The sequence below is a fragment of the Microcoleus sp. A2-C3 genome (assembly GCF_036706065.1).
In the GTDB taxonomy this organism is placed as follows: domain Bacteria; phylum Cyanobacteriota; class Cyanobacteriia; order Cyanobacteriales; family Microcoleaceae; genus Microcoleus.
Map to the genome: position 1 here is coordinate 17,089 of NZ_JAUBVX010000004.1, position 22,728 is coordinate 39,816.

20 protein-coding genes and 1 riboswitch are annotated in these 22,728 nt (G+C 45.6%); of the genes, 12 read left to right on the forward strand and 8 right to left on the reverse strand.

Annotation, left to right across the window (positions count from 1 at the left end; genetic code table 11):
• Positions 1-37: 37 nt before the first annotated feature.
• The 5 genes from QUB66_RS03745 (at position 38) to thiC (ending at position 6,641) form a co-directional block, all read left to right on the forward strand.
• Positions 38-595, forward strand: coding sequence for a Uma2 family endonuclease (locus QUB66_RS03745; protein ID WP_332966375.1), 558 nt, complete (start codon positions 38-40; stop codon positions 593-595).
• A 304-nt stretch (positions 596-899) separates the two neighbouring features.
• The gene (locus QUB66_RS03750) at positions 900-3,854 is read left to right on the forward strand and encodes a dynamin family protein (protein WP_332966376.1); all 2,955 of its coding nucleotides are present in this window, start codon (positions 900-902) and stop codon (positions 3,852-3,854) included.
• Between the two features lie 86 nt (positions 3,855-3,940).
• A complete protein-coding gene (locus QUB66_RS03755; RefSeq protein ID WP_332966378.1) occupies positions 3,941-4,195 on the forward strand; it encodes an HNH endonuclease in 255 nt (84 codons plus the stop codon).
• A gap of 12 nt (positions 4,196-4,207) precedes the next feature.
• A complete protein-coding gene (locus tag QUB66_RS03760) occupies positions 4,208-4,897 on the forward strand; it encodes a hypothetical protein (protein WP_332966379.1) in 690 nt (229 codons plus the stop codon).
• 266 nt (positions 4,898-5,163) lie between these two features.
• Positions 5,164-5,260: riboswitch (TPP riboswitch) on the forward strand.
• 7 nt (positions 5,261-5,267) lie between these two features.
• Positions 5,268-6,641, forward strand: coding sequence for a phosphomethylpyrimidine synthase ThiC (gene thiC / locus QUB66_RS03765; RefSeq protein WP_332966381.1), 1,374 nt, complete (start codon positions 5,268-5,270; stop codon positions 6,639-6,641).
• A 131-nt stretch (positions 6,642-6,772) separates the two neighbouring features.
• Here thiC and dcm read toward each other — a convergent pair whose 3' ends face one another.
• The gene (dcm, locus tag QUB66_RS03770; RefSeq protein WP_332966382.1) at positions 6,773-8,065 is read right to left on the reverse strand and encodes a DNA (cytosine-5-)-methyltransferase; all 1,293 of its coding nucleotides are present in this window, start codon (positions 8,063-8,065) and stop codon (positions 6,773-6,775) included.
• A 416-nt stretch (positions 8,066-8,481) separates the two neighbouring features.
• On the reverse strand, positions 8,482-9,057 hold the full coding sequence (gene pyrE / locus QUB66_RS03775) for an orotate phosphoribosyltransferase (RefSeq protein WP_332966384.1): 576 nt from the start codon (positions 9,055-9,057) through the stop codon (positions 8,482-8,484).
• An 83-nt stretch (positions 9,058-9,140) separates the two neighbouring features.
• Between pyrE and QUB66_RS03780 the strand changes: the two genes are divergently transcribed.
• Positions 9,141-9,665, forward strand: coding sequence for a hypothetical protein (locus QUB66_RS03780; RefSeq protein WP_265239043.1), 525 nt, complete (start codon positions 9,141-9,143; stop codon positions 9,663-9,665).
• A gap of 215 nt (positions 9,666-9,880) precedes the next feature.
• On the opposite strand, the gene QUB66_RS03785 is transcribed toward QUB66_RS03780, so the two are convergent.
• On the reverse strand, positions 9,881-10,630 hold the full coding sequence (locus QUB66_RS03785) for a pentapeptide repeat-containing protein (RefSeq protein ID WP_332966385.1): 750 nt from the start codon (positions 10,628-10,630) through the stop codon (positions 9,881-9,883).
• A 20-nt stretch (positions 10,631-10,650) separates the two neighbouring features.
• Positions 10,651-11,295 carry a hypothetical protein gene (locus QUB66_RS03790; protein ID WP_265238554.1) on the reverse strand — a complete coding sequence of 215 codons (645 nt, stop codon included), beginning with the start codon at positions 11,293-11,295 and terminating at the stop codon, positions 10,651-10,653.
• A 324-nt stretch (positions 11,296-11,619) separates the two neighbouring features.
• Between QUB66_RS03790 and QUB66_RS03795 the strand changes: the two genes are divergently transcribed.
• Entirely contained in the window at positions 11,620-11,937 is a 318-nt protein-coding gene (locus QUB66_RS03795; RefSeq protein WP_265238556.1) for a WGxxGxxG family protein, read from the forward strand.
• 180 nt (positions 11,938-12,117) lie between these two features.
• Here QUB66_RS03795 and QUB66_RS03800 read toward each other — a convergent pair whose 3' ends face one another.
• From QUB66_RS03800 to QUB66_RS03810, 3 genes are all read right to left on the reverse strand, one after another.
• On the reverse strand, positions 12,118-15,903 hold the full coding sequence (locus tag QUB66_RS03800; RefSeq protein ID WP_332966390.1) for a PAS domain S-box protein: 3,786 nt from the start codon (positions 15,901-15,903) through the stop codon (positions 12,118-12,120).
• A 290-nt stretch (positions 15,904-16,193) separates the two neighbouring features.
• The gene (locus QUB66_RS03805) at positions 16,194-16,799 is read right to left on the reverse strand and encodes a DUF4276 family protein (RefSeq protein WP_332966391.1); all 606 of its coding nucleotides are present in this window, start codon (positions 16,797-16,799) and stop codon (positions 16,194-16,196) included.
• Positions 16,796-17,950: an AAA family ATPase gene (locus tag QUB66_RS03810; RefSeq protein WP_332966392.1), complete on the reverse strand. Its 1,155-nt coding sequence runs from the start codon at positions 17,948-17,950 to the stop codon at positions 16,796-16,798. Before QUB66_RS03810 ends, QUB66_RS03805 begins: the two co-directional genes overlap by 4 nt.
• Positions 17,951-18,167: 217 nt before the next feature.
• On the opposite strand from QUB66_RS03810, the gene QUB66_RS03820 reads away from it, so the two are divergent.
• Both QUB66_RS03820 and QUB66_RS03825 read left to right on the forward strand, forming a co-directional pair.
• Entirely contained in the window at positions 18,168-18,923 is a 756-nt protein-coding gene (locus QUB66_RS03820) for a DUF561 domain-containing protein (protein WP_332966394.1), read from the forward strand.
• Between the two features lie 55 nt (positions 18,924-18,978).
• Positions 18,979-19,134 (forward strand): hypothetical protein, encoded by a 156-nt coding sequence (locus QUB66_RS03825; protein ID WP_332966396.1) that lies wholly within the window; start codon positions 18,979-18,981, stop codon positions 19,132-19,134.
• Here the strand turns inward: QUB66_RS03825 and QUB66_RS03830 are convergent.
• Complete coding sequence (locus QUB66_RS03830; RefSeq protein WP_332966397.1) at positions 19,131-19,793, reverse strand: hypothetical protein; 663 nt, start codon at positions 19,791-19,793, stop codon at positions 19,131-19,133. The two genes, QUB66_RS03825 and QUB66_RS03830, sit on opposite strands and share 4 nt — an antisense overlap.
• A gap of 84 nt (positions 19,794-19,877) precedes the next feature.
• Here QUB66_RS03830 and QUB66_RS03835 point away from each other — a divergent pair, with 84 nt between their 5' ends.
• The 3 genes from QUB66_RS03835 to dprA all read left to right on the forward strand — a co-directional run bounded on the left by QUB66_RS03835 (position 19,878) and on the right by dprA (position 22,665).
• Entirely contained in the window at positions 19,878-20,525 is a 648-nt protein-coding gene (locus QUB66_RS03835; RefSeq protein ID WP_332966398.1) for a DUF2301 domain-containing membrane protein, read from the forward strand.
• Between the two features lie 195 nt (positions 20,526-20,720).
• A complete protein-coding gene (locus QUB66_RS03840; protein WP_332966400.1) occupies positions 20,721-21,389 on the forward strand; it encodes a YdcF family protein in 669 nt (222 codons plus the stop codon).
• A gap of 124 nt (positions 21,390-21,513) precedes the next feature.
• The gene (gene dprA, locus QUB66_RS03845; protein WP_332966403.1) at positions 21,514-22,665 is read left to right on the forward strand and encodes a DNA-processing protein DprA; all 1,152 of its coding nucleotides are present in this window, start codon (positions 21,514-21,516) and stop codon (positions 22,663-22,665) included.
• The last annotated feature ends 63 nt before the right edge of the window (positions 22,666-22,728 follow it).

Below are 22,728 nucleotides of genomic sequence, written 5' to 3' on the forward strand. Positions count from 1 at the left end.
GTAAGCTTAGATCAACTGTTGAAAAAGGAGAATAGTTATGTCTGTTCAGACTCAAAGACGGCTATTTACAGTCCAACAATATCACCTGATGAGTGAAGCTGGTATTTTGCGTGAAGATGAACGATTGGAATTGATCGAAGGAGAGATTATCCAAAGGGCTGCAATTGGTACTCGTCACGCAAGTTGTGTAAAGCGCCTGATCGATCAGTTTAGTGTTATTCCAGAAGAAATTGCTATTTTGGATGTTCAAAACCCAATTCGGTTAACCGATCGCACTGAACCTCAACCAGATATTTTATGGCTGCAACTTCGCGCTGACTACGCCACGGCACATCCAGTACCGTCAGAAGTTTTGCTGTTAGTTGAAGTAGCCGACAGCACAGTTGATAACGATCGCAATATTAAAGTCCCTATCTACGCTCGATCGCTCATTGAGGAAGTTTGGCTGGTAGATTTAGTTGAAAATTGTTTGGAAGTCTACCGTCAGCCCGGCCCGAACGGTTATAGTTTAATGCTCAAGTTTTGGCGCGGTCAACAAGTTGCGCCGCTGGCTTTTCCCGAATTGGAAGTGAGCGTTGATTTTATATTGGGTTAGTATGAATAAGTAATGGCAGCTTACGATCGAGCGATCGCCATTAAGCTTGAAAATGCGGAAGATTGGCGCGATCAAGGCGCAGTTCTATCAGAATTAAAACAGGAGACAGACAAAATTTAATCGGGTGAAAAAAAGACTTATATTCAGCTATACTGACTTAGGGGCAAATAAGATGATCGCGATCGCGATTAGTACGGGTCACCTGGCGAGACTAACTGGTGGTTAGGTAAGCCAGGGGGCTTGAGTTGCTAATGGAGTCCGGCTCTTCTGAATAATTGTCTGAAAATTAGAGTGCTTTTTCCACATGACCCAAAAACCACATCAATGTGAAAATTTAGAAGCCCATGTAAATCGTCTGTTGCGGCTGTTAGAGAAGGAGAAGGGGCCATCTTTGAGAGGGAAGCACGATACTGCCGCAATTAGGACTTCCCGTGATAAGGCAATTGCCCCCAGGTTCGAGATTGTTTTTGCAGGAACATACAGTGCCGGTAAGTCAATGCTGATCAATGCCTTGTTAGGGCAAAACTTACTGTACAGTAATACCGGTCATGCTACTGGCCTCGAATGTTATATTGAGTATGCCAAGTCACTAGAAGAAGAACGAGATGTACTCACATTTCTGAGCATATCTGAAATTCAGGAAGAAGTGAATGAGCGGGGTGAAAACTTAAGACTAAAAAATAAAATTGATATTACTAACGAGCAGGCAATTAAACAGCTTGTGGAAGAATGTGCAACAATCATTAAACAGGAGGGCGGTTCCAAAAACACAGAGAAGGGAGAAGAAGCTAATGGGCTGAAAGAATTACTGGAAGGATTTCAGCTTCACCGCAAGTACATTCACTCATCTGAAAATAAAGTTTATGAAAGGGAGGAGTTAGGTCCTTCAGCCAAAGATTCACATAATTACGCTGGTCGCGGAAGCAGTAGTGCTGTTCTCAAACGTATTGATTATTATCGTCATCATCAGTTGTTAGAGGATGGTAATGTTCTGATTGACTTACCAGGGATTGATGCTCCTGTGAAAAGAGATGCACAATTGACTTCTCGCAAAGTCGAAGACACTAATACTTCTGCCGTTGTCTGTGTCATGAAGGCCAATCAAGAAGGGGAAACAGAAACAGCAGAAAAAAGACTAATACAGGTAATGCGAGAAAACACTGGAATTCGTGATCGTGTGTTTTATGTATTTAACCTTATTGATAAAACCTGGCGTAACCCCAAACTTGAACAAGACCTCTCTGACCTGATTAGCACAAACTTTAATGATACACCTAGAGGATTTTATAAAACTAGCGCTTTGCTAGGTTTCTGGGCTTGTCAGATCAAAAATACAAGTGAAAGTGATCGATGGGGACTAAATTCTATATTGGCTACTGAACCTGTACAAAACTCAGATGGAGTTGAGGGAATCCCTCATGAATTTGTGCGAGAGTTTCTTGACTACTGCGATTCCGATAAACTACCCGTTGATAAATTCCCCGATATTGTACTGCGTAAAAATAAAAGCAAAAACGAAAAATATATAGAAATTCTCAATCTTTATAAAGATAGCATAATCGAGCAGTTAATTCAGGATAGCGGTATTCAGGAATTTAGTAATGCTATCACCCGCTATCTAACCGAAGAAAAGCGACCAGAACTATTTGCCAACCTAGCTAGCGATATTAGTGAACTTTGTAACGACTTGCGTGAATCTTACTTAGAAGAGCGCAGTCAATGGAAAGAGAAACCTGCAAGTATTGCAGAAATAACTGAACAAGATTTGGCACAGGTCGATAAAGAAGTATGGGAAATTGGCGAAGAATTTTACCGACAAATAGAAGAAGAAATTCAACGATTGGTGATGGACACCTGCGAAGATTTTAAGCAAGATTTCAATAATCTTCATCAAAAGATGCAAGATAATCTCACGCAGTTGATAGAAAACTTTTCTATATTAGATACCTTCGCCAATACCTGCCGCAATTATCGTCATGTTACAGCGCCCTTAGTAGCCGTTTTGGGACAAGCTTTCTATGACATTGCCAATGGATTAGAAAATGTTCTGGTTAAGGAATCAGAAATTTTGATTACTAGCTTTTTCCAACGCTTGATTAAGCGAGTACGCAAGCAAAAATACCATCGTCAGCTTGGTAATTTGTTGTTAAATGATGATTGTGAAATTGTCCAAGAGCTACAGGATATACAAAAAAAAGTTATCGAGGGAGTAAAGGTTTTGGCGAGTGCAGAATGTGTGTTTTATATCATCGAAAGCCCCGACCTTTATGATTACAAAGATAGCGTTTGGCTCTATCAATTTCGTGAAACTTTGCAAGAAGCATCTAACAGCCGAGATGTCAAACGTATGGTAGAAGCAGAAGCATCTATACGTCAACTGCTAGAGATTGATTTTCAAGCCAAATTTAAACAAACAATAGAAGTTGATTTTGGTTTAAAAATTATCAAAATGCTGAATGAATATTTGTTATCAATGGCTGAAAGTAAACGGCAATTGATTTGGCAGCAGTCTGCTTGCGCTCGCGCCAACAAACGGCAAGCCATAGAAAAAGACGCTCAAGCGAAAATAGACAAGCGTAGCCGGAAGTTGGGAGAAGTTGAGGTAAAGATTTCCGACTATAACCAAGCAGTTGCAGGTATTAATAGCTGCTTAGAGGCTATGAAATTAGACGATTATAAGTTGCCTACAATACCTGAAGATAATTCCAGTACCACGCCAGATTTCATTGACGTAAATTCTGTAGAGTCAAATAACATCCCACCAGAATCTACTTCCAGTTTCGACTCAGAAAATGATTCAAGTGCGACGCAAAATTATAGTGAGCCAGATCCTGTAGAGTCAGATGACAGCCCGGAACCTGGAGCGAGTCCCAGTCCGCTAGCGCGACCTCATCACCAGGCTGCTCAATCCGAAAGCTCCAAACAATTACAGAGAGGACAACTTGTGGAGGGCAGAGTTAATAAAGTCACGCCAGATGTCGTAGTCGTCAATTTGGATAGTAGAGTTGGGTTGCTCCACAAAAGTAATGTTAGCGGTGGCTTTGTTATACTCGCGGATTTATTTAAGGAAAATCAGCTAATCAAGGTAATGATTGTTACACTGAATGATGATAAGGGTCGGATTTCTTTGTCTACTAAGGTTTTGGAAAATTATAAGGGGGAGATCCTGGAAAATATGGAGCAGGTGATGACTAATGCAGAGGCTCGTGTTCCTACAGCCCGGAAAAAACTGCCTAAGCTACCGGAAAAAACTGCCTAAGCTATAAGTATTTGTGTACTGGGTATTGGCAAGATGCCCCTACATGACGAGCCTGGAAGTGTATGATTTTATAATCTCTACCAAAAATGTCTTTGACGAAAAAAACTCCGCGAATTTTAATTCCACCAAAGGTAAGAAAACTTGTTTTTGATCGCGATGAAAATTGCTGCAAAAGCTGCGGCAGAACAGGCCAAGAGACTAATCTTACGATCGATCACATCATTCCCTTAGCTCTTGGAGGCTCAAATGACATCAGCAATCTGCAAACGCTTTGCTTCGATTGCAATAGACGAAAAAAAGACCGTATTGACCCCCGGTTCAAGCGTAGATTCAGCAAATAAAAAGGAAAAAGTATGCCTGAAACACCTCCTAATTATTCGCCTGCTATTTTGGGTACAAGCATAGCTGTTTTATGGTTGATTCATACAGGATTATCCATTGGATTTAGCAAAAAGTATAATAATTTTTTATCAAGATTTATCAATTTTTTTAATAAAAAACCGATAATATTACCTTCATTAATAGTGTTAATATCTCCGTTTATGTTGACTCGTCTTGCCCTGCCTGAGTATGAACTAACCGGAGCGTTTAAACAAGTTTTATCAATATTTACTTTTGTTTTAGGTGTAGTGATTGCCAGGGAAAAAGAAAAATCTGACTCAAGAAAAAGAGATAAGATTTTAGCAAACTCTCTTTTGGTAGAGTCCTGTGAGAACATTGAGAGATTGGACATAAATAAAACAAGAATTCAAGAGAAAGTCGATTCTCCCTTATTAGTATTAAATCTCACCAAAGTAGAATCTCTAGTTAATCTTATTGCTGAAACGCAAGAAGTTAATTCGATTAAATTGGTAACACTACATTTTAATACAAAAAGTTATATTAAGCATCTGAAACGTCTCAACTCTCAAATCAGAAAATACAACCGCCAACTCTCTAAAAAACTTGCTAACTCTTCAGAAGATTCCCAACAATTACTACTTCAGGTTTCTAAAGTCAGAGAAAAAATATTAAAAATCACAAGTGGTTTAAATAGCTTTTAGACTAATTAGCGACGACAGCAAGGGAAAAACAGCCGAGATTCGCGCAAAATATAACACGATTCGCCTAGCAGCAAAATTGCGCGAAATGGGGATTAATCCTGATGAGGTGTGATTGTTTTTGGGTTGTTAAATTGGGTACGCTAGCATTTTTTAAACAGCAGGAATATCAGAAGTCGGGAAAGGGCGATCGCGAACCTCATCTATCTGTCAATATTAAGATTTCCTTACTTGTTGCCGTCGCGCGCGGAAATCGGTGATATAATCAATAGCTTAGCTAGGGGTGCCCGAAAATCCGGGCTGAGAAAACACCCTTAGAACCTGAGTCTGGGTAATACCAGCGGAGGGAAGCTGTTTATCAAGGAAATTAAATATGCGTACCGAATGGATCGCTAAGCGTCAGGGACACACTAATGTATCTCAAATGCACTACGCCCGTCAAGGTGTCATCACTGAGGAAATGGACTATGTTGCTAAGCGAGAAAATCTCCCAGCAGAACTGATCCGCGCCGAAGTAGCACGGGGACGGATGATTATTCCCGCTAACATCAATCACACGAATTTGGAGCCAATGGCGATCGGCATTGCCTCTAAGTGCAAAGTCAATGCTAATATCGGCGCATCTCCCAACTCTTCCAACATGGAAGAAGAAGTTGACAAGCTTAAATTAGCAGTGAAATACGGTGCTGATACCGTGATGGATTTGTCCACCGGCGGCGGTAATTTGGATGAAATTCGCACTACAATCATCAATGCTTCGCCGGTTCCCATCGGCACTGTACCCATTTACCAAGCTCTAGAAAGCGTGCACGGTAATATGGAAAGTCTGACCCCGAATGACTTTTTGCACATCATTGACAAACACGCTCAACAAGGTGTTGATTACCAAACTATTCACGCCGGAATTCTAATCGAGCATTTGCCCTTGGTAAAAAATCGCCTGACTGGAATTGTATCTCGCGGCGGTGGCATTTTGGCACGGTGGATGCTGCATCACCACAAACAAAATCCTCTCTACACTCACTTTAACGACATCATTGAAATCTTCAAAAAATACGATGTTTCGTTTAGTTTGGGAGATTCTTTGCGCCCCGGTTGCACTCACGATGCGTCGGATGCTGCTCAATTAGCCGAACTCAAAACTTTGGGACAATTAACTCGCAAAGCTTGGGAACATGATATCCAGGTAATGGTGGAAGGCCCAGGCCACGTGCCGATGGATCAAATTGAGTTTAATGTCAAGAAACAAATGGAGGAATGTTCGGAAGCTCCTTTCTATGTTTTGGGGCCGTTGGTGACTGATATTGCACCAGGTTACGACCACATCACGTCCGCAATTGGGGCGGCGATGGCTGGTTGGTACGGTACTGCTATGCTGTGCTATGTCACGCCGAAGGAACACTTGGGATTGCCGAATGCTGAGGATGTCAGAAATGGGCTGATTGCTTACAAAATCGCGGCTCACGCTGCGGATATTGCGCGGGGCCGTCCGGGAGCGCGCGATCGCGATGACGAACTCTCCAAAGCGCGTTACAATTTCGATTGGAACCGTCAATTTGAACTCTCGCTCGATCCAGAAAGAGCGCGGGAATATCACGATGAAACTTTGCCGGCGGATATCTACAAAACTGCGGAGTTCTGTTCGATGTGCGGGCCTAAGTTCTGTCCGATGCAGACGAAAGTTGATGCTGATGCTTTGACTGAGTTGGAGAAGTTTTTGGCTAAGGAACCTGTAGCGCTAAGCTAACCCGATTGATTGGTAGGGCGGGCATTTCCCGCCTTACTTACCCGGAGTAATTTGGAATGATTTAACCGCAGAGGCCGCAGAGAGCGCAGAGAAGAGAAGAGAGATAGCATAAATTCCCTGATTAATGCCGATTAAACTGCATTTTGCAAAGAAACTTGTTTTGCAGAATACAAGACATTCTGGATAACTTCTTTCGCCACAGCCTTTACCACATTAATACTGACGCTATTACCCATTTGATGATAGGTTTTATCATCATTGGAATGCAGACTAAAATTATCTGGAAAACCTTGTAAACGCGCCGCCTCGCGGGGAGTAATTCGGCGGACTCGGTGATTATTGTAAACTCCTAATCTATTGGCATCGCTGGCAACAAGTGTGACAGAAATCTTAGCGGGATCAAGAAACTTATACACTTCAAAGGAAAAGTTACCCGATACAGGTTTATATAAATCATTGTTACACTGTAGGTACTTCTTGGCTACCAGTAAATCCAGAATTTTATCGAGATTGGGATGAGTGAAAAAAGTAGCGATTTGCTCTTTAGTTAATAGTTTACCATCTTGGTGATGTCCAAATTCTTTATTTCGCCTTTTCAATATAAAACGATTCATCAAATCAATTTCGTCTAAACTGCACTCGCCTCGCAAACCGAGTTCCCAAGAATGAATGGAATTGCCACCGCGATAGTCAATTAGCCGCATTCCGTGCAAGCGATTTAAATCATTCTTGACGATTTGTTTCAATGCCTTGACAAATTCTGGCGAGCAATCATATTTTGGGTCTGGATTGTCTTCCAAAATATCTGCAACTGCGACGGGTTTACTTAAGGGGGAAAATAAGGATAGCTGTTGATGGTTACAGGAATGGGAATCTTTTGGCCCTAAGTCGGAAACTAAGTCAAATTGGGGCGAAGCATTTAAAATTCCTATTAGGTAAACTCGGACGCGGTTCTGAGGTAAGCTAAAGTTAGAGCTATTGAGTAAAAAGTAATCGAAGCTATAACCTCTACTGGTAATTTCGTGTTTAATAGTTTCGAGAGTTCTGCCGCCGTCGTGGCTGACAAGTCCCCGCACGTTCTCGAAAATAAATGCTTGAGGTTGAGCGGTATCAATCAGCCTCATTATTTCAAATAAAAGGGTGCCTCTGGTATCGCCAAAACCTGCTTTTTTGCCGGCACCGGAGAAAGATTGACAGGGGAATCCTGCTAGTAAAATATCATGTTCTGGTAGTTGGTCAATTAGTCGGATGTCGCCTAATGGTGTGTCTTTAAAGTTTTGAAGGTAAACTTTTTGAGCGTCGGGATTGATTTCGCTACTTAATACGCATTCTGTTTCCAGATTTAAGGCGCGAGCGGCTGACTCCAAACCTAATCTCATGCCGCCTATTCCTGAGAATAAGTCGATAAAATGGATGGTTTTCATAGCATTAAACTGGCTGGTTAAGATTGATATCTTGCACCATTTGTAACACGAGGCAGATCCAGAGGCTCTGCGTTACCAGGTTCTACCTGGTAACGAGGGTAAAGTTTTCAATTTTTTCAATTATAGCGGTTCTCAGAAAGATGAGGTATGCCCACGGAGGCCTATGCCCACGGAGGCCTATGCCCACGGAGGCCTATGCCCACGGAGGCCTATGCCCTATGCCCAGTCGTACCTCACCTTTTTGAGAAAGGCTATATCTGCGTTTATCTGCGTGCATCTGCTTTGCATCTGCGGTTGCTATATTAATCAAAGATTCATGCAATTCAAGTCTATTTAATTTTTCGGGCGGGCTAGAAGCCCACCCCACAAGAGAGAGTTTCAAGAAACAGGATTGTACAAATTAGATGCGCGCCCGGTTATTTCTTGCTATTAAGCCATTCCTTGAGATCCTGAATCGTAAAAACGGCCTGAAAATCCAATCCCTGCTCGCGATACAACTCGCCTCCACCTTGCTCTCTGTCTATGAGCGACAACACTCGATCGACCTTATAGCCCGCACCTCGCAACCTTTCCACCGCCTGCATCGCCGACTTACCCGTTGTTACGACATCCTCTAACACCGCAACATTTGTCCCAGGAGGCAACAGAGGCCCCTCAATATACGCCATTGTGCCGTGTCCCTTCGTCTCCTTGCGGACAATTAGCGCCGGAATCGATCGCCCTTCCAGAGCCGAAACCACGCTTACCGCACTTACAATCGGGTCAGCACCCAACGTCAAACCGCCCACAGCTTGCACCTCCGACGGCAGCATTGAGAGCAGTACACGCCCCGTCGCCAAAGCACCTTGGGCGTGCAAAGTCACCGGTTTGCAGTTAATGTAATAAGAACTTTTCTGCCCCGAAGACAGTACAAAATCGCCCTCGCGATAGGCAAACTCGCACAATAAATCCAAAAGTCGATCGCGCAACACCTTTAAATCAGCAGCATCCATAACTCACACCGTGTAGAAAACACAAATAATCCGCCGATAATCAGTCTATATTGGAACCGTGATTAATCTAGAAACTGAAATATATGAGTCAAAAGTTAAAAAGCCTGAGCGGTGCGTTGATTCTCGCTGTCGCCTCTGCCTCACTGGCATCCATCAAACCAGCTCAAGCAGAAACAGCCCGATTTAGCCCCGTTAGCGACGACTTCAACCGACAATTCTTTGAAGCTTCAGGAGACTTTTATCACAACGTCAGCTTGCAAGGTTACATGGGCGACTATTTAGGCATCGGTTCCCCCAGCGGCGTAGTTGCCTTTCCCGAAAAAGAAATCGAGCGCGATGCCAGCCGCGTCAACGGGATTTACCGACGAGTATTGCAGCGGCAAGTTTCCAACGATCCAATTCTCCGTGTCCCGGATGCCGTTAATCCTTTTGATTCCTCAGTCATGGCGCTGCCTCCATCTTGTCAGCTAGCACCTCAACCGAGCGGTTGTTTCGCCACTCCCGCCGGAGTCCAAGAGCCGTTTGTACCGAGGCAGCAGCAAGAGTCGCAGGCAGCACCGGGCCCGGTTAGAGGACTTTATCAAGTATCGCCGGTCGGTGGAAATTAGTCGATCGCCAGTTGCGAAATTTCAGCCGGGGCGGGTTTACGAAATCTCGGATTTGGATTAGAGAGCAAGCGTGAACCCGCTCCTATAATTTATGTTTTGGCAATCCTGAGACTTATTGCATAAATCTTTGATTGATACAACCGCAGATGCAATGCAGATCAACGCAGATATTTTTCACAATAGAGAACCAATGAATGCCACTCAATTCTCTTATTTTATGAGGAAACAATGCTGCCATCTGGCATGATTGTTTCTTTCAAATGAGCATCGGCCAGATTAGCTCCCGCCAAGTTTGCTCCTCTTAAATTTGCCCCGGTCAAATTCGCCCCTCTCAAATCAGCTTTGCCAAGGTTTGCCCACCGGAAATCGGCAGCACTAAAGTCCGCAAAACTGAGATTTGCCCGAAAAAGATATGCTCCAGTGAAATGAGCTTCACCGAGGTTAGCTTTAGATAAATTTGCTGCGTAAAAATGCGCTTCAATCAATTCGGCTTGATTGAGATTGGCTTGACTGAGATTAGCCTGATTGAGGTTCACGCCGATCGCATTAACTCGAAACATTGCCGCACCGATTAAATTCGCATCTCCTAAATCGGCTTGTTGGAGATTGGCAGCACTGATGTCCGCCCCAATTAAATTAGCACCGCTCAAATCAGCTCCCCGGAGGTCGGCCACTCGCAGATTTGCTCCCGTTAAATTGGCTTTAACTAATTTAGTATCGAGGAGTTGCGCTCCGGCAAGATTTGCTAAACTCAGGTTAGAATCGGATAGATTAGCTGCAATTAATTTTGCCTTAAATAAGTCTATTTTAAAAAGGTTAGATCGCCACAAATTCGCGCCTCTGAGATTTGCTTCGGCGAGGTTAGCTTCGCTGAGATCCGGCTCGATATTTGGGTTGATATTTCTCCATTCAATCCAACTAACTGCACCTTTTTTTAACAGCGCTAAATGCTGTGTATTTGCCATAATTGCATCTCCTTTCACCTCTATTCTTTGCGACCAAAAATTGCAGGATTTTCCCGACCAGACACGCTTTCCACTGCCGCAATTGCTGCCCTGGAACCTGCTAAAATATCTTGTTCTGAGCCGCCGAGGTAAAGTCGCCCAAAACTGCCGACAGCTTGAACTTCTAAGATGTTAATCGAGGCGCCTTTTTCTGCTTCATTGGCTGCCAGGGCTGCATAGGCTGCGGGTTCTACTTCTAAGACATAAAGAGTTTGTCCCGCCAGCAGCAACTGTCCGCGCCTAGTGCGGTTGATTAATTGCGTTTGGTGCGGGTCAATGTTGCGAATAATTTGACTGGAAATCACCCGCGGTTTGATACACTCTTCTCTGCGGACTCCGATGAATTCGAGAATTGCTTTGCCGGCGGCCCGGGTTTCTCCCTGCTGGCCTGAGTGTACTTCCAGCAAGCCGTACAGGCGTTCGACTATCTGGATTCCGGGGCGCACGGAGGCAGATTTGAGGGCTACATCGGTAATTCGGTTAATTTCGATACCGGGTGAGATTTCTATCCACAGCGACGCATCGCCCGGTAGTGGCAAGAATCCGGCGGCGATTGTGCCGATGTATGCTGCGTGCTGTGGCTGCAAGTTGTCGAGAAATACGTAGCTGCGTAGCTCTATACCCAATTTGTTTTGATCTCCGTCGATCGAGCTTTAAGTGTTTTCTGTACAAGATCTGAGTTTACCTTTTTTTGTGAACAACACATTCTTTGTGGTCGAGAGTCCCAGAGTGCCTCAGCAGCGAAGGAAGTACGAGGCCCACGATTCCTAGTACCGGAGTGGCAGGCGCGAGCAATATTTAATTTCCTGGGCATGGTAAAAATCTCAGATCAATCTGTAGTAATAGGTGGAATCGATTAATGTTTACTGCTACAGATGGATTTAGCTTTCAGAGCCGATCGATATAGTGGTGATAGTTAAAGATTTTTGCCAACAGAGAGCATTTGAATTATGAAACGTTCTGACTTATCCAAAGCAATCGGTGCAGGTATTATCGCTGCTGGTTTAGCCATTGCACCAGCTCATCTGCCTGCTGCGGCTCAGACAAATACAGCGCCCGGTACTAACAGCAGAACCACCACCACCACCACAGCTCCTCGCTCCGATGTATACAGTGCTGATACCAATCGCGATTTTGATTGGGGATGGTTGGGCTTGCTCGGCTTGTCGGGTTTGTTCGGTTTGATGCCCCGCAAACGCGAAGAAAATGTCCGCTACACTACCACAACGGGCGATCGCGAGCCCGCAGTTCGCACCGACTTCCGCTAATGATCGAGTATAACGGACTGTGATCATGATACATGAACAAGATGTTTTAACCTGTCGGACGATCGCGAATAATCCTCAAAAAACCTCCATCTGTGAGGTTTTTTTGTTAGGTATTGTATGATGCGATCTATTGGTTTGTAGTGAGAACTTTAGTCCGAGCGATCGAACCTATCTAAGACTTTAAACAATATTTTCGCCCGATCGATCCACGAGTAAATCCAACATCACCTGCACCAACTTATCGGGATCTAAAGGCTTAGAAATGTGCCGCTGGAACCCCGCAGCCAGGGCTTGCTGATAGTCAATTTCTCCAGCATAAGCCGTGAGGGCGATCGCCGGTACGAGTCCGCCTTGCTCTGGCGGCAGAGCCCGCACCTGCCGCAGCAACATATAACCGTCGGTGTCGGGCATTCCAATATCGCTCAACAGCATATCCGGCAGAGACTGAGTTAAAACCGCCAAGGCATCGGCGGCGCTAGCAACTGCTGTCACGCTTGCGCCACAATCCTCCAGCAGAAAAACCACCAAATCTCGCGCATCAGCATCATCATCCACGGCTAACACCCGGATACCGCTCAAATCGAAGGATGTTTCCGCCATTGTCGGTGCGGGAATTTTCGGAGGTTGCACGGGCATCAAGGGTATCCTGACGGTAAATGTCGCGCCTTGTCCTTCGCCGGGACTGTCGGATTTGACTGTGCCACCGTGGAGTTCGACGAGATGGCGGACGATCGCCAATCCTAAACCCAATCCGCCAAACTTGCGCGTAAACGTGCTGTCTGCTTGCCGGAAATAGTCGAACACGTAGGGCAGAAAATCAGAAACAATGCCTTTGCCCGTATCAGTTACACTAATTTGAGCGTCGTTATCAATTTGATCGAGCTTGACTGCGATTTTGCCGGACGGCGGGGTGAACTTGACGGCATTTGACAGCAAATTCCACATTACCTGCTGAAGTCGGCCTGCATCGCCCAACACCAGCCCGATATTTAGTGCAAATTCAGTGCAGATTTGAATCGATTTAACTTCCGCTGACAGACGCACCGTTTCAATCGCCGCGCCGATCGCCCCGGCTAAATCCACAGGTACAATATTCAAGCTGACTTTGCCTTGCAGAATCCCCGACACGTCGAGCAAATCTTCGATTAGCTGGGTTTGCAATTTGGCGTTGCGCTCGATCGTCTCTAGGGCGTAGCGCTGCTTTTCCGGTGTCAGACAGTTCGATTGCAACAGCTTTGCCCAGCCCAGAATCGGGTTTAAGGGAGTCCGCAATTCGTGGGACAAAACAGCCAAAAATTCGTCTTTGACGCGGTTAGCGCGTTCTGCTTCCTCCCTGGCGGCCTTTTCGAGGGCTAGCAGGCGTTCCCGTTCATCTTCTGCATTGAGGCGATCGGTAATGTCGGTGTTGGTGCCGCACCAGCGCAGCACATTACCTGGCTCGTCGCGAATCGGCACGGCGCGGGAGAGAAACCAGCGGTACGATCCGTCTTTGCCGCGCAGGGGGAAAGTATCTTCCCAGAGTTCGCCTGTTTCACAGCAGCGCCTAAAGTTTGCGACAACGCGATCGACGTGTTCCGGGTGGTGAACCTGCTGCCAGCCCCAGCCTTGCATTTCCTCTAGCGTTGTGCCCGTGTAGTCAAACCAGCGCTGGTTGTACCAGAAAATCCAGCCTGTGGCATCTGTCATCCAAGCCAACTGGGCGATGTTGTCAGCTAGAGCGCGGAACCGATCCTCGCTTTCGTGCAAGTCCTGCAAGGCTCGCGCGTGCAGGATCACCGCCCAGAGGCGAGCCACCATTTCTTGCATCAGCGAAACTTCATCGGCCCGCCAGTGCCGCACCGTCTTTGATGCCACCAGCAAAAGAGCCACCCAGCGCCCTTCCTGAAGGCAGGGAACATCGACCAAAGCGCGAATGCCAAGGGCATCGTAGTTATCGAAAAAATGCGCTGTATGCTGGTCATTAGCTATATCTGAGATCGCCAGTGTTTGACCTGCCATAGAGACAGCTTTCAGTTCTGGGGTCTTAAAGTCTGAGATTTGATAGGTGCTGGCGATGCTGGGAAGCCCGGACTCGTGCCAGTCTCGATCGACAATTGCCCGATCGGCTTCTAGATCGATTTCGTGCCAGATGCAGCGATCGACATTTAAATATTCTCCCAGACTGCTCGTGGCTTCCCACAACATTTCTGTGGGGTTGGAGCGCTGGCGCAAGCGGAGTTCGAGGCCCGAGAGAAACTGCTCGTTGAGTTGGTCTTTTTTGCGATCGTGAATGTCGGTATTTGTGCCGATCCACTCGACAATCCGGCCGCCTCCGTCGCGAATGGGGATGGCGCGGGACAAATGCCAGCGTTCCATTTGGTCTGCTGCCCGCAGCAGGCGGAACTCAACTTGATAAAATTCTCCGGTAATTTGACACTCTTGCCAGCGGGCAAAAGCTTCTGCCAACTCCCACGGCGGCACTAGGGACTCCCAATGGTTTTGAGCGGCTTCCTCGTAAGACATTCCCAGATATTCCGACCATTTTTGATTGGCAAAGCGAAGTTCTCCGGCGGTGTCTACATTCCAAATCAGGTGGGGCAGCGACTCAGCCAGGAAGCGGAAGCGGCGGTCGCTTTCTGCTAAGCTTTCTTCGGCTTGTTTGCGATCGTCAATATCAATCCCGATCCCCACCCATTGCAGCACCTGTCCCTCCCTGTCTTTGACGGGCACAAGTCGCGCCAAATGCCAGCGGTAGGTGCCGTCAAACCTGCGTACCCGACATTCAAATTCGTAGGATTCCCCTGCTTGAATCCCCTGAGTGCGGGTGGCGACAACTGCGGGCAAATCCTCATGATGAAATAATTCCAGCACAGGCACTGTCAGAGGCAATTCTGGAATCATGCCCGTGTAGCTTTGCCAGTGTTGGTTGCAAAACTCTAACCTGCCGTCGGCGGTGTTGATCCACATTAATTGCGGGACGGCATCGGCGAGGGTGCGGTAGCGATTTTCGCTTTGGCGCAGTGCTTCTTCTATTTGCCGGCGTTCGGTTTTGTCTTGCATGATTTTCAGGAAACCTTGCACGTCGCCTGCTGCGTCGCGCAGGGGCATCACCAGCCCGCTGCCCCAAAAGCGGCTGCCGTCTTTGCGGAGGTGCCAGCGCTCGTTTTCTGCTTTTCCCTCAGTCAGCGCCAAGTGCATTTCTAATTCCGGCTTTCTGGCTGCTGAGTCTTCTGGGGTGAAGATGATTCGTCCGTGCTGGCCGACGATTTCTGCTTCGGCATAGCCCAGCAATCTCTCTGCGCCTGCGTTCCAACTGGTAAGGTGTCCACCGGTGTCGAGGGTGAAGATGGCGTAGTCTTTGGCGCTGTCGAGTATCAACTGGAGGTGCGTTTCGCGATCGCGCAAAGCTTCTGTGGTGCGATCAGCGCGATCGATTTTTAGGGCGGCAACGGCAAAGTCTGCTAGGGCGATCGCGATCCGCAAGTCTTCGCTATCGAACTGCCGGGAATCGTGAGAGACTATCCAGATTGCTCCCAGCGGTTGATTTACGGCGTACAGCGGCACGACTAAGGCTTCGGCGATCGGCATTCCTAGCTGCTGCAACTGAGTAAAGTATTGTTCTGGATGCAAGTAAAGCTGGGGAGTTTGCAAGTCTAGACCTGCTCCTGACAAACGCAACGTCTGGGGTTTATTTGTTTGTTCTGCGGCTTCCCAAGCGCCCGCCAAGGCTTCCCAATATAAAATTTGTTCTGATGTGGCATTTTGTGATATCAAACAGACTCCGACGCTGCCTGCGCTGCACAAATTTTGGGCGATCGCCACCAGTGTTTTGAGCAGCGTGTGCGGCGAGGTTGCCAATTGTCGGGCCAGCGTTTGCAGCGCTAGGTTTTCTGCTTGCAGATCCCGATGGCGAGGATTGCGGCGCGACAGTTCCTGGGCGATCGAAATGTCGGTTAAATTAGTTTGTGGGGTTTGCCAAGGTTCCATCTATTTAGTCGTCTTGATGTCTTTCTGTCTGAGCGGGCGCGCAATTAAAGCATCTGCTATTGTATTATCTACCCACAGACAGAAACAGTTATCTATCTTTGGAATTACTTTTAAGTTTTTCGGCTAGATGATTGGGAGCCGTCGATTTTAGATTTTAGACTTCGGCGCGATCGCGATCGTCGGAGGATTTGAGATTTACTCCCCAGATAAATCTGGGAGCTTGAACAGCAGTCTAAAATGTTTGATTTCTCCACAACAGGAGTCGCGGGCTTGTATCGTTTTTTGGCAAATCAAGGAATCAATTCGCCCCCACAAAGAGATAAAATAGTATTCAGAAAAGCCTTTAATTCAGGACAGACTACCGCAGCATCCATGAGATTTTGTCCGTCTAATATTCTTTTGGCATCCCGCGCTTTATCGTAGCTCCGACGTTTCCCCTGTTCAAATATTTCTTTAATCCGATAAGAAGGTGGATTATTGTGATTGACCAGTTCAGGAGAACCGCTAGGAACCGCTCTATTGCCTCCTGATATTTGCTGAATTTTTGACCAAAAAGGTAACAGCCAAGCTTCAAAGTCATGGGAAGCTGCATGGGGATAAAATTTAGGATTGTCCCCCACCCATTTTTTCATTTGAGCCTTAGCATCCGCTGCATCTTTAAAATCTTTAGTACCCGTATAAACATCTGTTAGTGCAATTACAGCATCATAGGCATCTCTACCAGTCAATAAATTTTCCACAACTCGCCTGAGTTTTTCTTCTTTGTGAATGCGACCTTCACAAGATATAAACTTTAATTTTGGCATCTGCTGTCCCAGGCGTGACTTGAGAAATTCTTGCAACTTAGCCTTAAATGCCATTTCCGTTGCTCCTTCAACCAAAATAGCAATCTTCACGGTCTGCCTCCAAAAATGTTCATTGCCCAAAGCTGATCCAAGCTATAATCTTCTAACCAGTGTTCTAAGTCTATAGAGTCAGCCCAAGTTAAAGTTGTGAGACCATCTTCAGCATCACAAACTAGCACCTCGTGAGGCTTTAAAAATCGGATCAGTCTATCGGAATGAGTTGCTACAATTAGTTGAGTTCTTTGAGCAGCTTCTCTCATGGCATTCGCTAACAGTTGTAACAACTCTGGATGTAAACTAACTTCCGGCTCATCAATCAGCGTGACAGCACTCAAATCTCGGCTTTGCAGCAGGGTGATTAACCAGAGAAACCTGAGCGTCCCTTCTGATAGTTGGTGCATATAAAAAGGATGAGAAAAATTTCTATCTTTCCAAGTCATTGCTAAAGTTCCGGCTGCTACTGGCGGAAAGCTCAACCTTTCAAAATCAGGAAAAGCCGCAGCCAGTGTATCTTGGATAATTTCAAATCGATTCGGATCTGTTTCTCGCAGATAATAGAGGCATGAAACTAAATCTTCTCCCTTACTACCGGGCAAAGTTGCAGGCCGCATAGATTGAGGTAAACGGATCGGACTTTGAGGGGAAAGATTCAACTCCCCAGCCTTATAAAAGCTACATGAAGCTAAGTGCTGCCTCAATGTTTCTGGTTCCCGATACATCTTAGGAACCTGAGCAAGTGAGCTTTCCAAAGGATTGTACTGCCAGTTTGGGCGTAGTAGCTTTTCATCCTCTGGACTGAAATACTTGACATCTAAACCGCGAGATTCAATATACTTAAAAGGTTGAGAAGCATGGCGATTGCGCTGTTGGATTAGAGTTTCTGAACCAATTTCATAGAATTGACCTTTGGTTGCAAGTTTCAGAGAATAGTTTAGCGGTTCCTGATTCTCTATAGGCATCGATAAGGAGATTGACACGCTATCAGCCCGGTCTAATGTTACCATCTGAGTTAGACCGCCCAACTCGGAAATTTTGGACTGTAACTGACCGTTGGCTGATGCTGCTAAAAGTGAGAATATTTCTAAGAAAGAACTTTTCCCAACACCGTTAGCACCAATCATCACTGTCAGAGGTCGCATTTCCACCTCTGCTGAAAACAAACGGCGAAACCCCTCGATCTTTAGGCGCTCAAATGTGTTCATAATTTTTGCTCTTGAGCTTATAGAATCGTAATATGCACAATTTTATTCCAGAATCGCGCTTTTTTCCATATCTGACTCGGACAGAAATTCAGTCGATGTTGGACAAGGAAAATACTGTTTTTCAGCGCGTTATTAAAAATTAAGAACTAAAAATCAAAAAATGTTCCAATCCGTGTCAAAATGATATTAACAATTTTTTTGAGTTGGAAAACTAACGATGAGTGTAAATCCTAAATTGCAGCGCGCATTTGAGCAAGGTCGCGCCCTGAAAATTATCAGCGGTTTAAATAATTTTGATGCGGCCAACGTTGCGGCTGTTGTCAAAGCAGCGGATCTCGGCGGTGCAACATTTGTCGATATTGCTTGCGATCGCGATTTGGTATTGATGGCAAAACAGTTGACAAATTTGCCAATTTGTGTATCGGCTGTGGAACCAGAAAAGTTTGTGGCTGCGGTAGAAGCTGGCGCTGATTTGATTGAAATTGGCAACTTTGATGCTTTCTACGCACTAGGCCGCCGCTTTGAAGCTGAGGAAGTTTTGGAGTTGACTCGCGAAACGCGATCGCTATTTCCGAACATCACACTTTCTGTCACAGTTCCCCACATTCTGACACTCGACAAACAAGTGCAGTTAGCAACAGAATTAGTCAAAGCTGGCGCTAACATCATTCAAACCGAAGGCGGCACTAGCGCCCAACCAATTCACGCCGGAACTTTAGGATTAATTGAAAAAGCAGCGCCTACTTTGGCCGCCGCCTTTGAAATTTCCCGCGCCGTACAAGTCCCCGTACTCTGCGCTTCGGGCATCTCCAGCGTCACCGCACCGCTTGCTATTGGTGCCGGTGCTGCGGGTGTTGGTGTCGGTTCTGCTGTCAGCCAACTTAACAGCGAAGTGGCGATGATTGCGGTTGTTCGCAGTTTGGTTGAAGCTTTGGCAAAAGTAGAGCGATCGCACTTTGCTGCTTCAATTTAATTCAGTTAACAGTTAACAGTTAACAGTTGACAAAAGAAGGAAGAGGATTGGAGTAATGAATCGTCTGATTTTAATTTATCCCGATCAGGGAGAGGCTTTAAACCAATTTTCTCTGGTAATCAAGAAGGCGAAGGAAGAGGAAAAAGGGAAGATTTTTTCTATTCCCTCTCTCCCTCTCTCCCCATCTCCCCCCTCTCCCACTCTTCCTTAATAGTGGATATACCACACAGAATAATCATGCAATAACTGATTGTTTGGGGATATCGCATCAACTGATGCTAGCTCTACTAAAAGCAAGCTAAACTTTTTGTGATCGCCGACGCGCTCCACTTCGGCAAATATGCCGTCTTCATGAACAACAAAATCCTCCACTCGGTTAATTGTGAAGTTATCAGTATAAGAAGGTTGAGTTTTCTTAAGCTTTGCATATTCTTTTTTGCTACCCAAACCCATTATATACTCTTCTTCCCATTCAAACTCTTCTCTACCCGTAACCTGGCATGGAAATTGCATATTTTGCTTGATGTATTCCAGATATTTGATTGAATTTTTGAGGTTGGAATTAATATTTTTAGTTCCTAGAATTTTCCTAATTTTGCTTTCAAATTGGTTGTCATTAAATGGGTTATTTTCAACGATATTGGCGAACATTTCTGGATTGAACCCCCCTGTCAATTCCGGTATTTCGGCAAGCAAGCGCTGCAAGTCATTGAACGGTTTCGGTCTTCTGCCTGCTACAATGGTTTCATCAAGCTGAACTGGAGGAAGTTCTGATTCTGAAAGCAGAGATTTGGTTTGATTTGGGCGATCGTCAAATTTAGACTTGTTAACTTTAGATTTGTTAAGTTGAGGTTTGTTAAATTTAGGCATCGCTCGGTTCCGCTGTACTGGTTTATCAATAAAGTATATCTTGGCAGAAGTACATTCGTGTCTGATGGATAGGAGGAAGCTGTGATGCAATTACTGAAATCGCCTGATGAATCGGAAGTATATCAAGGGCAATTCGGCGAGTTTACGATTACTCAAGGCGATCGCACGGGAGTGCTGATCTACCGCGCCGGGTTGGGAGTGGCGGCGCTATGTTGGGCGGTGGGCGCTACTCTGGTGTTGCAACAGGGCGACAACCCAACAGCAATCCAAGCTTTAACGCCTGTTTTTGCGTGTTTTTGGATCGCTTTAGGCGTTAGTTTAGCAACTATTCACATTTACATGATTCCGCTGCACCGCACATTACAGGCGTTTTGGGCGATCGGCGGCGCGGCAGCAGTATTTGTCGCCCTACAAAGCAGGGAACCTTTAGCTTTAGCAGTGTACGAAAATCCAGCGACTTTGTGGGGAATTGGCTTTACTTTTGCCGCCTTGAATGGCATCTTTTTTAAAGAAGCTTTCTGTTTTAACCGCCTAGAAACTAAGTTTTTGACTCCAGGAGTTCCGTTATTACTTTTAGGGCATATTTTCGGATTTTTGACACCGGAAAATGAACAGTTGTTGCTGGGGCTTTGGGCGGTATTGTTTATCATTTTTGCCGTGCGTAAGTTCTTTCAAGCGATCCCGCAGGATATTGGGGATAAGAGTGTTTTTGAGTATTTGAAACACAAATAGAATGAGGAAGATTGGCAGCGGATTGTGTAGCGGATTTAACGGATTTAACGGATTTAACTTTGGACTCGAAAGTTAGATCTATTGGTGTGATTTTTATCAGAACAGTTTGCGATCGCACTATTAGGCTAGAAACCCGGTTTCTAGCCTAATAGTTCGTAAATCCTCAAGAATTTGATTAATATAAATTTTGGAAGGATGCGAAAACCTCAAATCAAAATTAGCCTAATTCGCCGCCGAGAAATGTGGGCAATTACCTGGGAAGGTTGGGTAATTGCGATCGCAGGTTTAATCATTGCAATGACATTAATCATCACAAATATTCATCCATTTTTGGCGGTAAATGCGCCGATTAAAGCAGATATACTGGTTGTGGAAGGCTGGTTGCCGGATTATGCGATCGAAAGTGCGATCGCGGAATTCAAAAAAGGCGGATACCGCCAATTGGTGACAACCGGACTTCCTTTAGCTAAAGGCTATTACCTCGCTGAATATAAAAATTATGCTGAACTGACCGCAGCGACTTGTATTGCGCTAGGATTTGATCGGGATAAAGTTGTAGCCGTACCCGCTGCGAGTGTTGTGAAACACCGGACTGCTGCTTCTGCGATCGCCCTTCGAGATTGGCTAGCTACTTCTGCCCTCAAAGTTGACTCAATTAATCTTTATTCCTTTGGTACTCACGCCCGCAGAAGTTGGATTGTCTTCAAAGAAGTGCTGAATCCTGAGATTGAAGTCGGGATTATAGCTGCGGTTCCGCAAGATTACAACCCGCAGGAATGGTGGAAATCGAGCGAAGGTTTTCGGACTGTGACTGGGGAAATCATTGCTTATATTTATGCCCGTTTTGTCGATTGGAAAACTTAGGCAGTATTTTTAACTCTTTCTCTTCTTCCCTTCGCGTTCTTTGCGCCTTCGCGGTTCGTAAAAAAAAATCTATATCCCAACCCATAATGATAAAATTATTCTCAGATAAATTGAGGGCAAGTCTTTGCTAGAAGAACGCGCTTACTGGTTAGCATGGTCGCAGATTAAGGGTGTCGGGCCGATTTTGTTGCAAAGATTGCACCAACATTTTCCTACTTTGGCAGAAGCTTGGATGGCGAAACCAGTAGATTTAATGCGAGTAGAAGGGTTTGGCAAGCAGGTAATTGATACAACTGTGCAAGAACGATCTCAACTCAATCCTGAAGAATTTATTGAAAAACATTTGATTAAAAATCCCTGTTTCTGGACACCAGCAGATCAGGATTATCCCAGCTTATTATTGGAAATTCCGAGTCCGCCACCGGTGCTGTACTATCGCGGTTTAGTTGACCTCAAAGAGAATCGCGGAATTACCCCGACGGTGGCAATTGTTGGCACTCGTAGTCCTTCGGAATACGGCCGCCGTTGGACTCGTAAATTTAGCACGGCTTTGGCTACGAACGGTTTTACTGTTGTTTCGGGATTTGCTGCGGGTATTGATACGGAGGCTCATACAAGCTGTTTGGAGGCGGGCGGCCGGACTTTTGCTATTTTTGGGACTGGGGTTGATGTTGTTTATCCTAAGCCGAATGAGCGGTTGTGCGATCGCCTCGTGCAGCAGGGATTGGCAATTAGCGAATATCCGGCGGGGACTCAACCGAATAGAACTAATTTTCCGCGCCGCAATCGGATAATTGCTGGCTTGAGTCGCGCTACAATTGTGATTGAAGCTCCGCAGAAGTCGGGGGCGTTAATTACTGCTTATCAAGCTAATGATTTTTGTCGCGATGTGTATGTTTTGACGGCAAGATTGGATGATGAGCGATCGTTTGGATGTTTGGAGTTGCTGAGTAAAGGTGCTCATCCGATTCTCCCGAATTGCGATCGACAGTCCAGTGAAGATAGGTTGCTGGAAATGCTCGGAGCCATGCCAAAATTGGATAGCGCGCAGCAATTGTCTTTGTTTCCGGCAAATCAGACCCCTGAAAAGCAAGAGCCACTATTGGATGCAGAGTTGGCTGTGGTGTTCAAAGCTCTGGGCTCTGGGCCAAATTCTCTTGATACAATTGTGGAGGCTGCGGGATTGGAAGCGGGGACGGTTTCTGGTATTCTTTTGCAGTTGGAATTGTTGGGATTAGTTTCGCAGTTGCCTGGTATGCGTTATCAGCGGTGTTGATTGGTGTTAGTGCGATCGTATTTAACCATAGAAATCTCGATTATCGCCGAGGCCAGATCCCCC

What these genes read in the sequence shown, in the direction of transcription:
- QUB66_RS03760 (WP_332966379.1), top strand. Translation starts at nt 4,208, where the DNA reads ATGCCTGAAACACCTCCTAATTATTCGCCTGCTATTTTGGGTACAAGC.
- QUB66_RS03785 (WP_332966385.1), bottom strand. Translation starts at nt 10,630, where the DNA reads ATGGCAAATACACAGCATTTAGCGCTGTTAAAAAAAGGTGCAGTTAGT.
- QUB66_RS03820 (WP_332966394.1), top strand. Translation starts at nt 18,168, where the DNA reads ATGAGTGTAAATCCTAAATTGCAGCGCGCATTTGAGCAAGGTCGCGCC.
- QUB66_RS03830 (WP_332966397.1), bottom strand. Translation starts at nt 19,793, where the DNA reads ATGCCTAAATTTAACAAACCTCAACTTAACAAATCTAAAGTTAACAAG.
- QUB66_RS03825 (WP_332966396.1), top strand. Translation starts at nt 18,979, where the DNA reads ATGAATCGTCTGATTTTAATTTATCCCGATCAGGGAGAGGCTTTAAAC.
- dcm (WP_332966382.1), bottom strand. Translation starts at nt 8,065, where the DNA reads ATGAAAACCATCCATTTTATCGACTTATTCTCAGGAATAGGCGGCATG.
- QUB66_RS03795 (WP_265238556.1), top strand. Translation starts at nt 11,620, where the DNA reads ATGAAACGTTCTGACTTATCCAAAGCAATCGGTGCAGGTATTATCGCT.
- pyrE (WP_332966384.1), bottom strand. Translation starts at nt 9,057, where the DNA reads ATGGATGCTGCTGATTTAAAGGTGTTGCGCGATCGACTTTTGGATTTA.
- QUB66_RS03810 (WP_332966392.1), bottom strand. Translation starts at nt 17,950, where the DNA reads ATGAACACATTTGAGCGCCTAAAGATCGAGGGGTTTCGCCGTTTGTTT.
- QUB66_RS03755 (WP_332966378.1), top strand. Translation starts at nt 3,941, where the DNA reads ATGTCTTTGACGAAAAAAACTCCGCGAATTTTAATTCCACCAAAGGTA.
- QUB66_RS03745 (WP_332966375.1), top strand. Translation starts at nt 38, where the DNA reads ATGTCTGTTCAGACTCAAAGACGGCTATTTACAGTCCAACAATATCAC.
- thiC (WP_332966381.1), top strand. Translation starts at nt 5,268, where the DNA reads ATGCGTACCGAATGGATCGCTAAGCGTCAGGGACACACTAATGTATCT.
- QUB66_RS03800 (WP_332966390.1), bottom strand. Translation starts at nt 15,903, where the DNA reads ATGGAACCTTGGCAAACCCCACAAACTAATTTAACCGACATTTCGATC.
- QUB66_RS03780 (WP_265239043.1), top strand. Translation starts at nt 9,141, where the DNA reads ATGAGTCAAAAGTTAAAAAGCCTGAGCGGTGCGTTGATTCTCGCTGTC.
- QUB66_RS03840 (WP_332966400.1), top strand. Translation starts at nt 20,721, where the DNA reads ATGCGAAAACCTCAAATCAAAATTAGCCTAATTCGCCGCCGAGAAATG.
- QUB66_RS03835 (WP_332966398.1), top strand. Translation starts at nt 19,878, where the DNA reads ATGCAATTACTGAAATCGCCTGATGAATCGGAAGTATATCAAGGGCAA.
- QUB66_RS03750 (WP_332966376.1), top strand. Translation starts at nt 900, where the DNA reads ATGACCCAAAAACCACATCAATGTGAAAATTTAGAAGCCCATGTAAAT.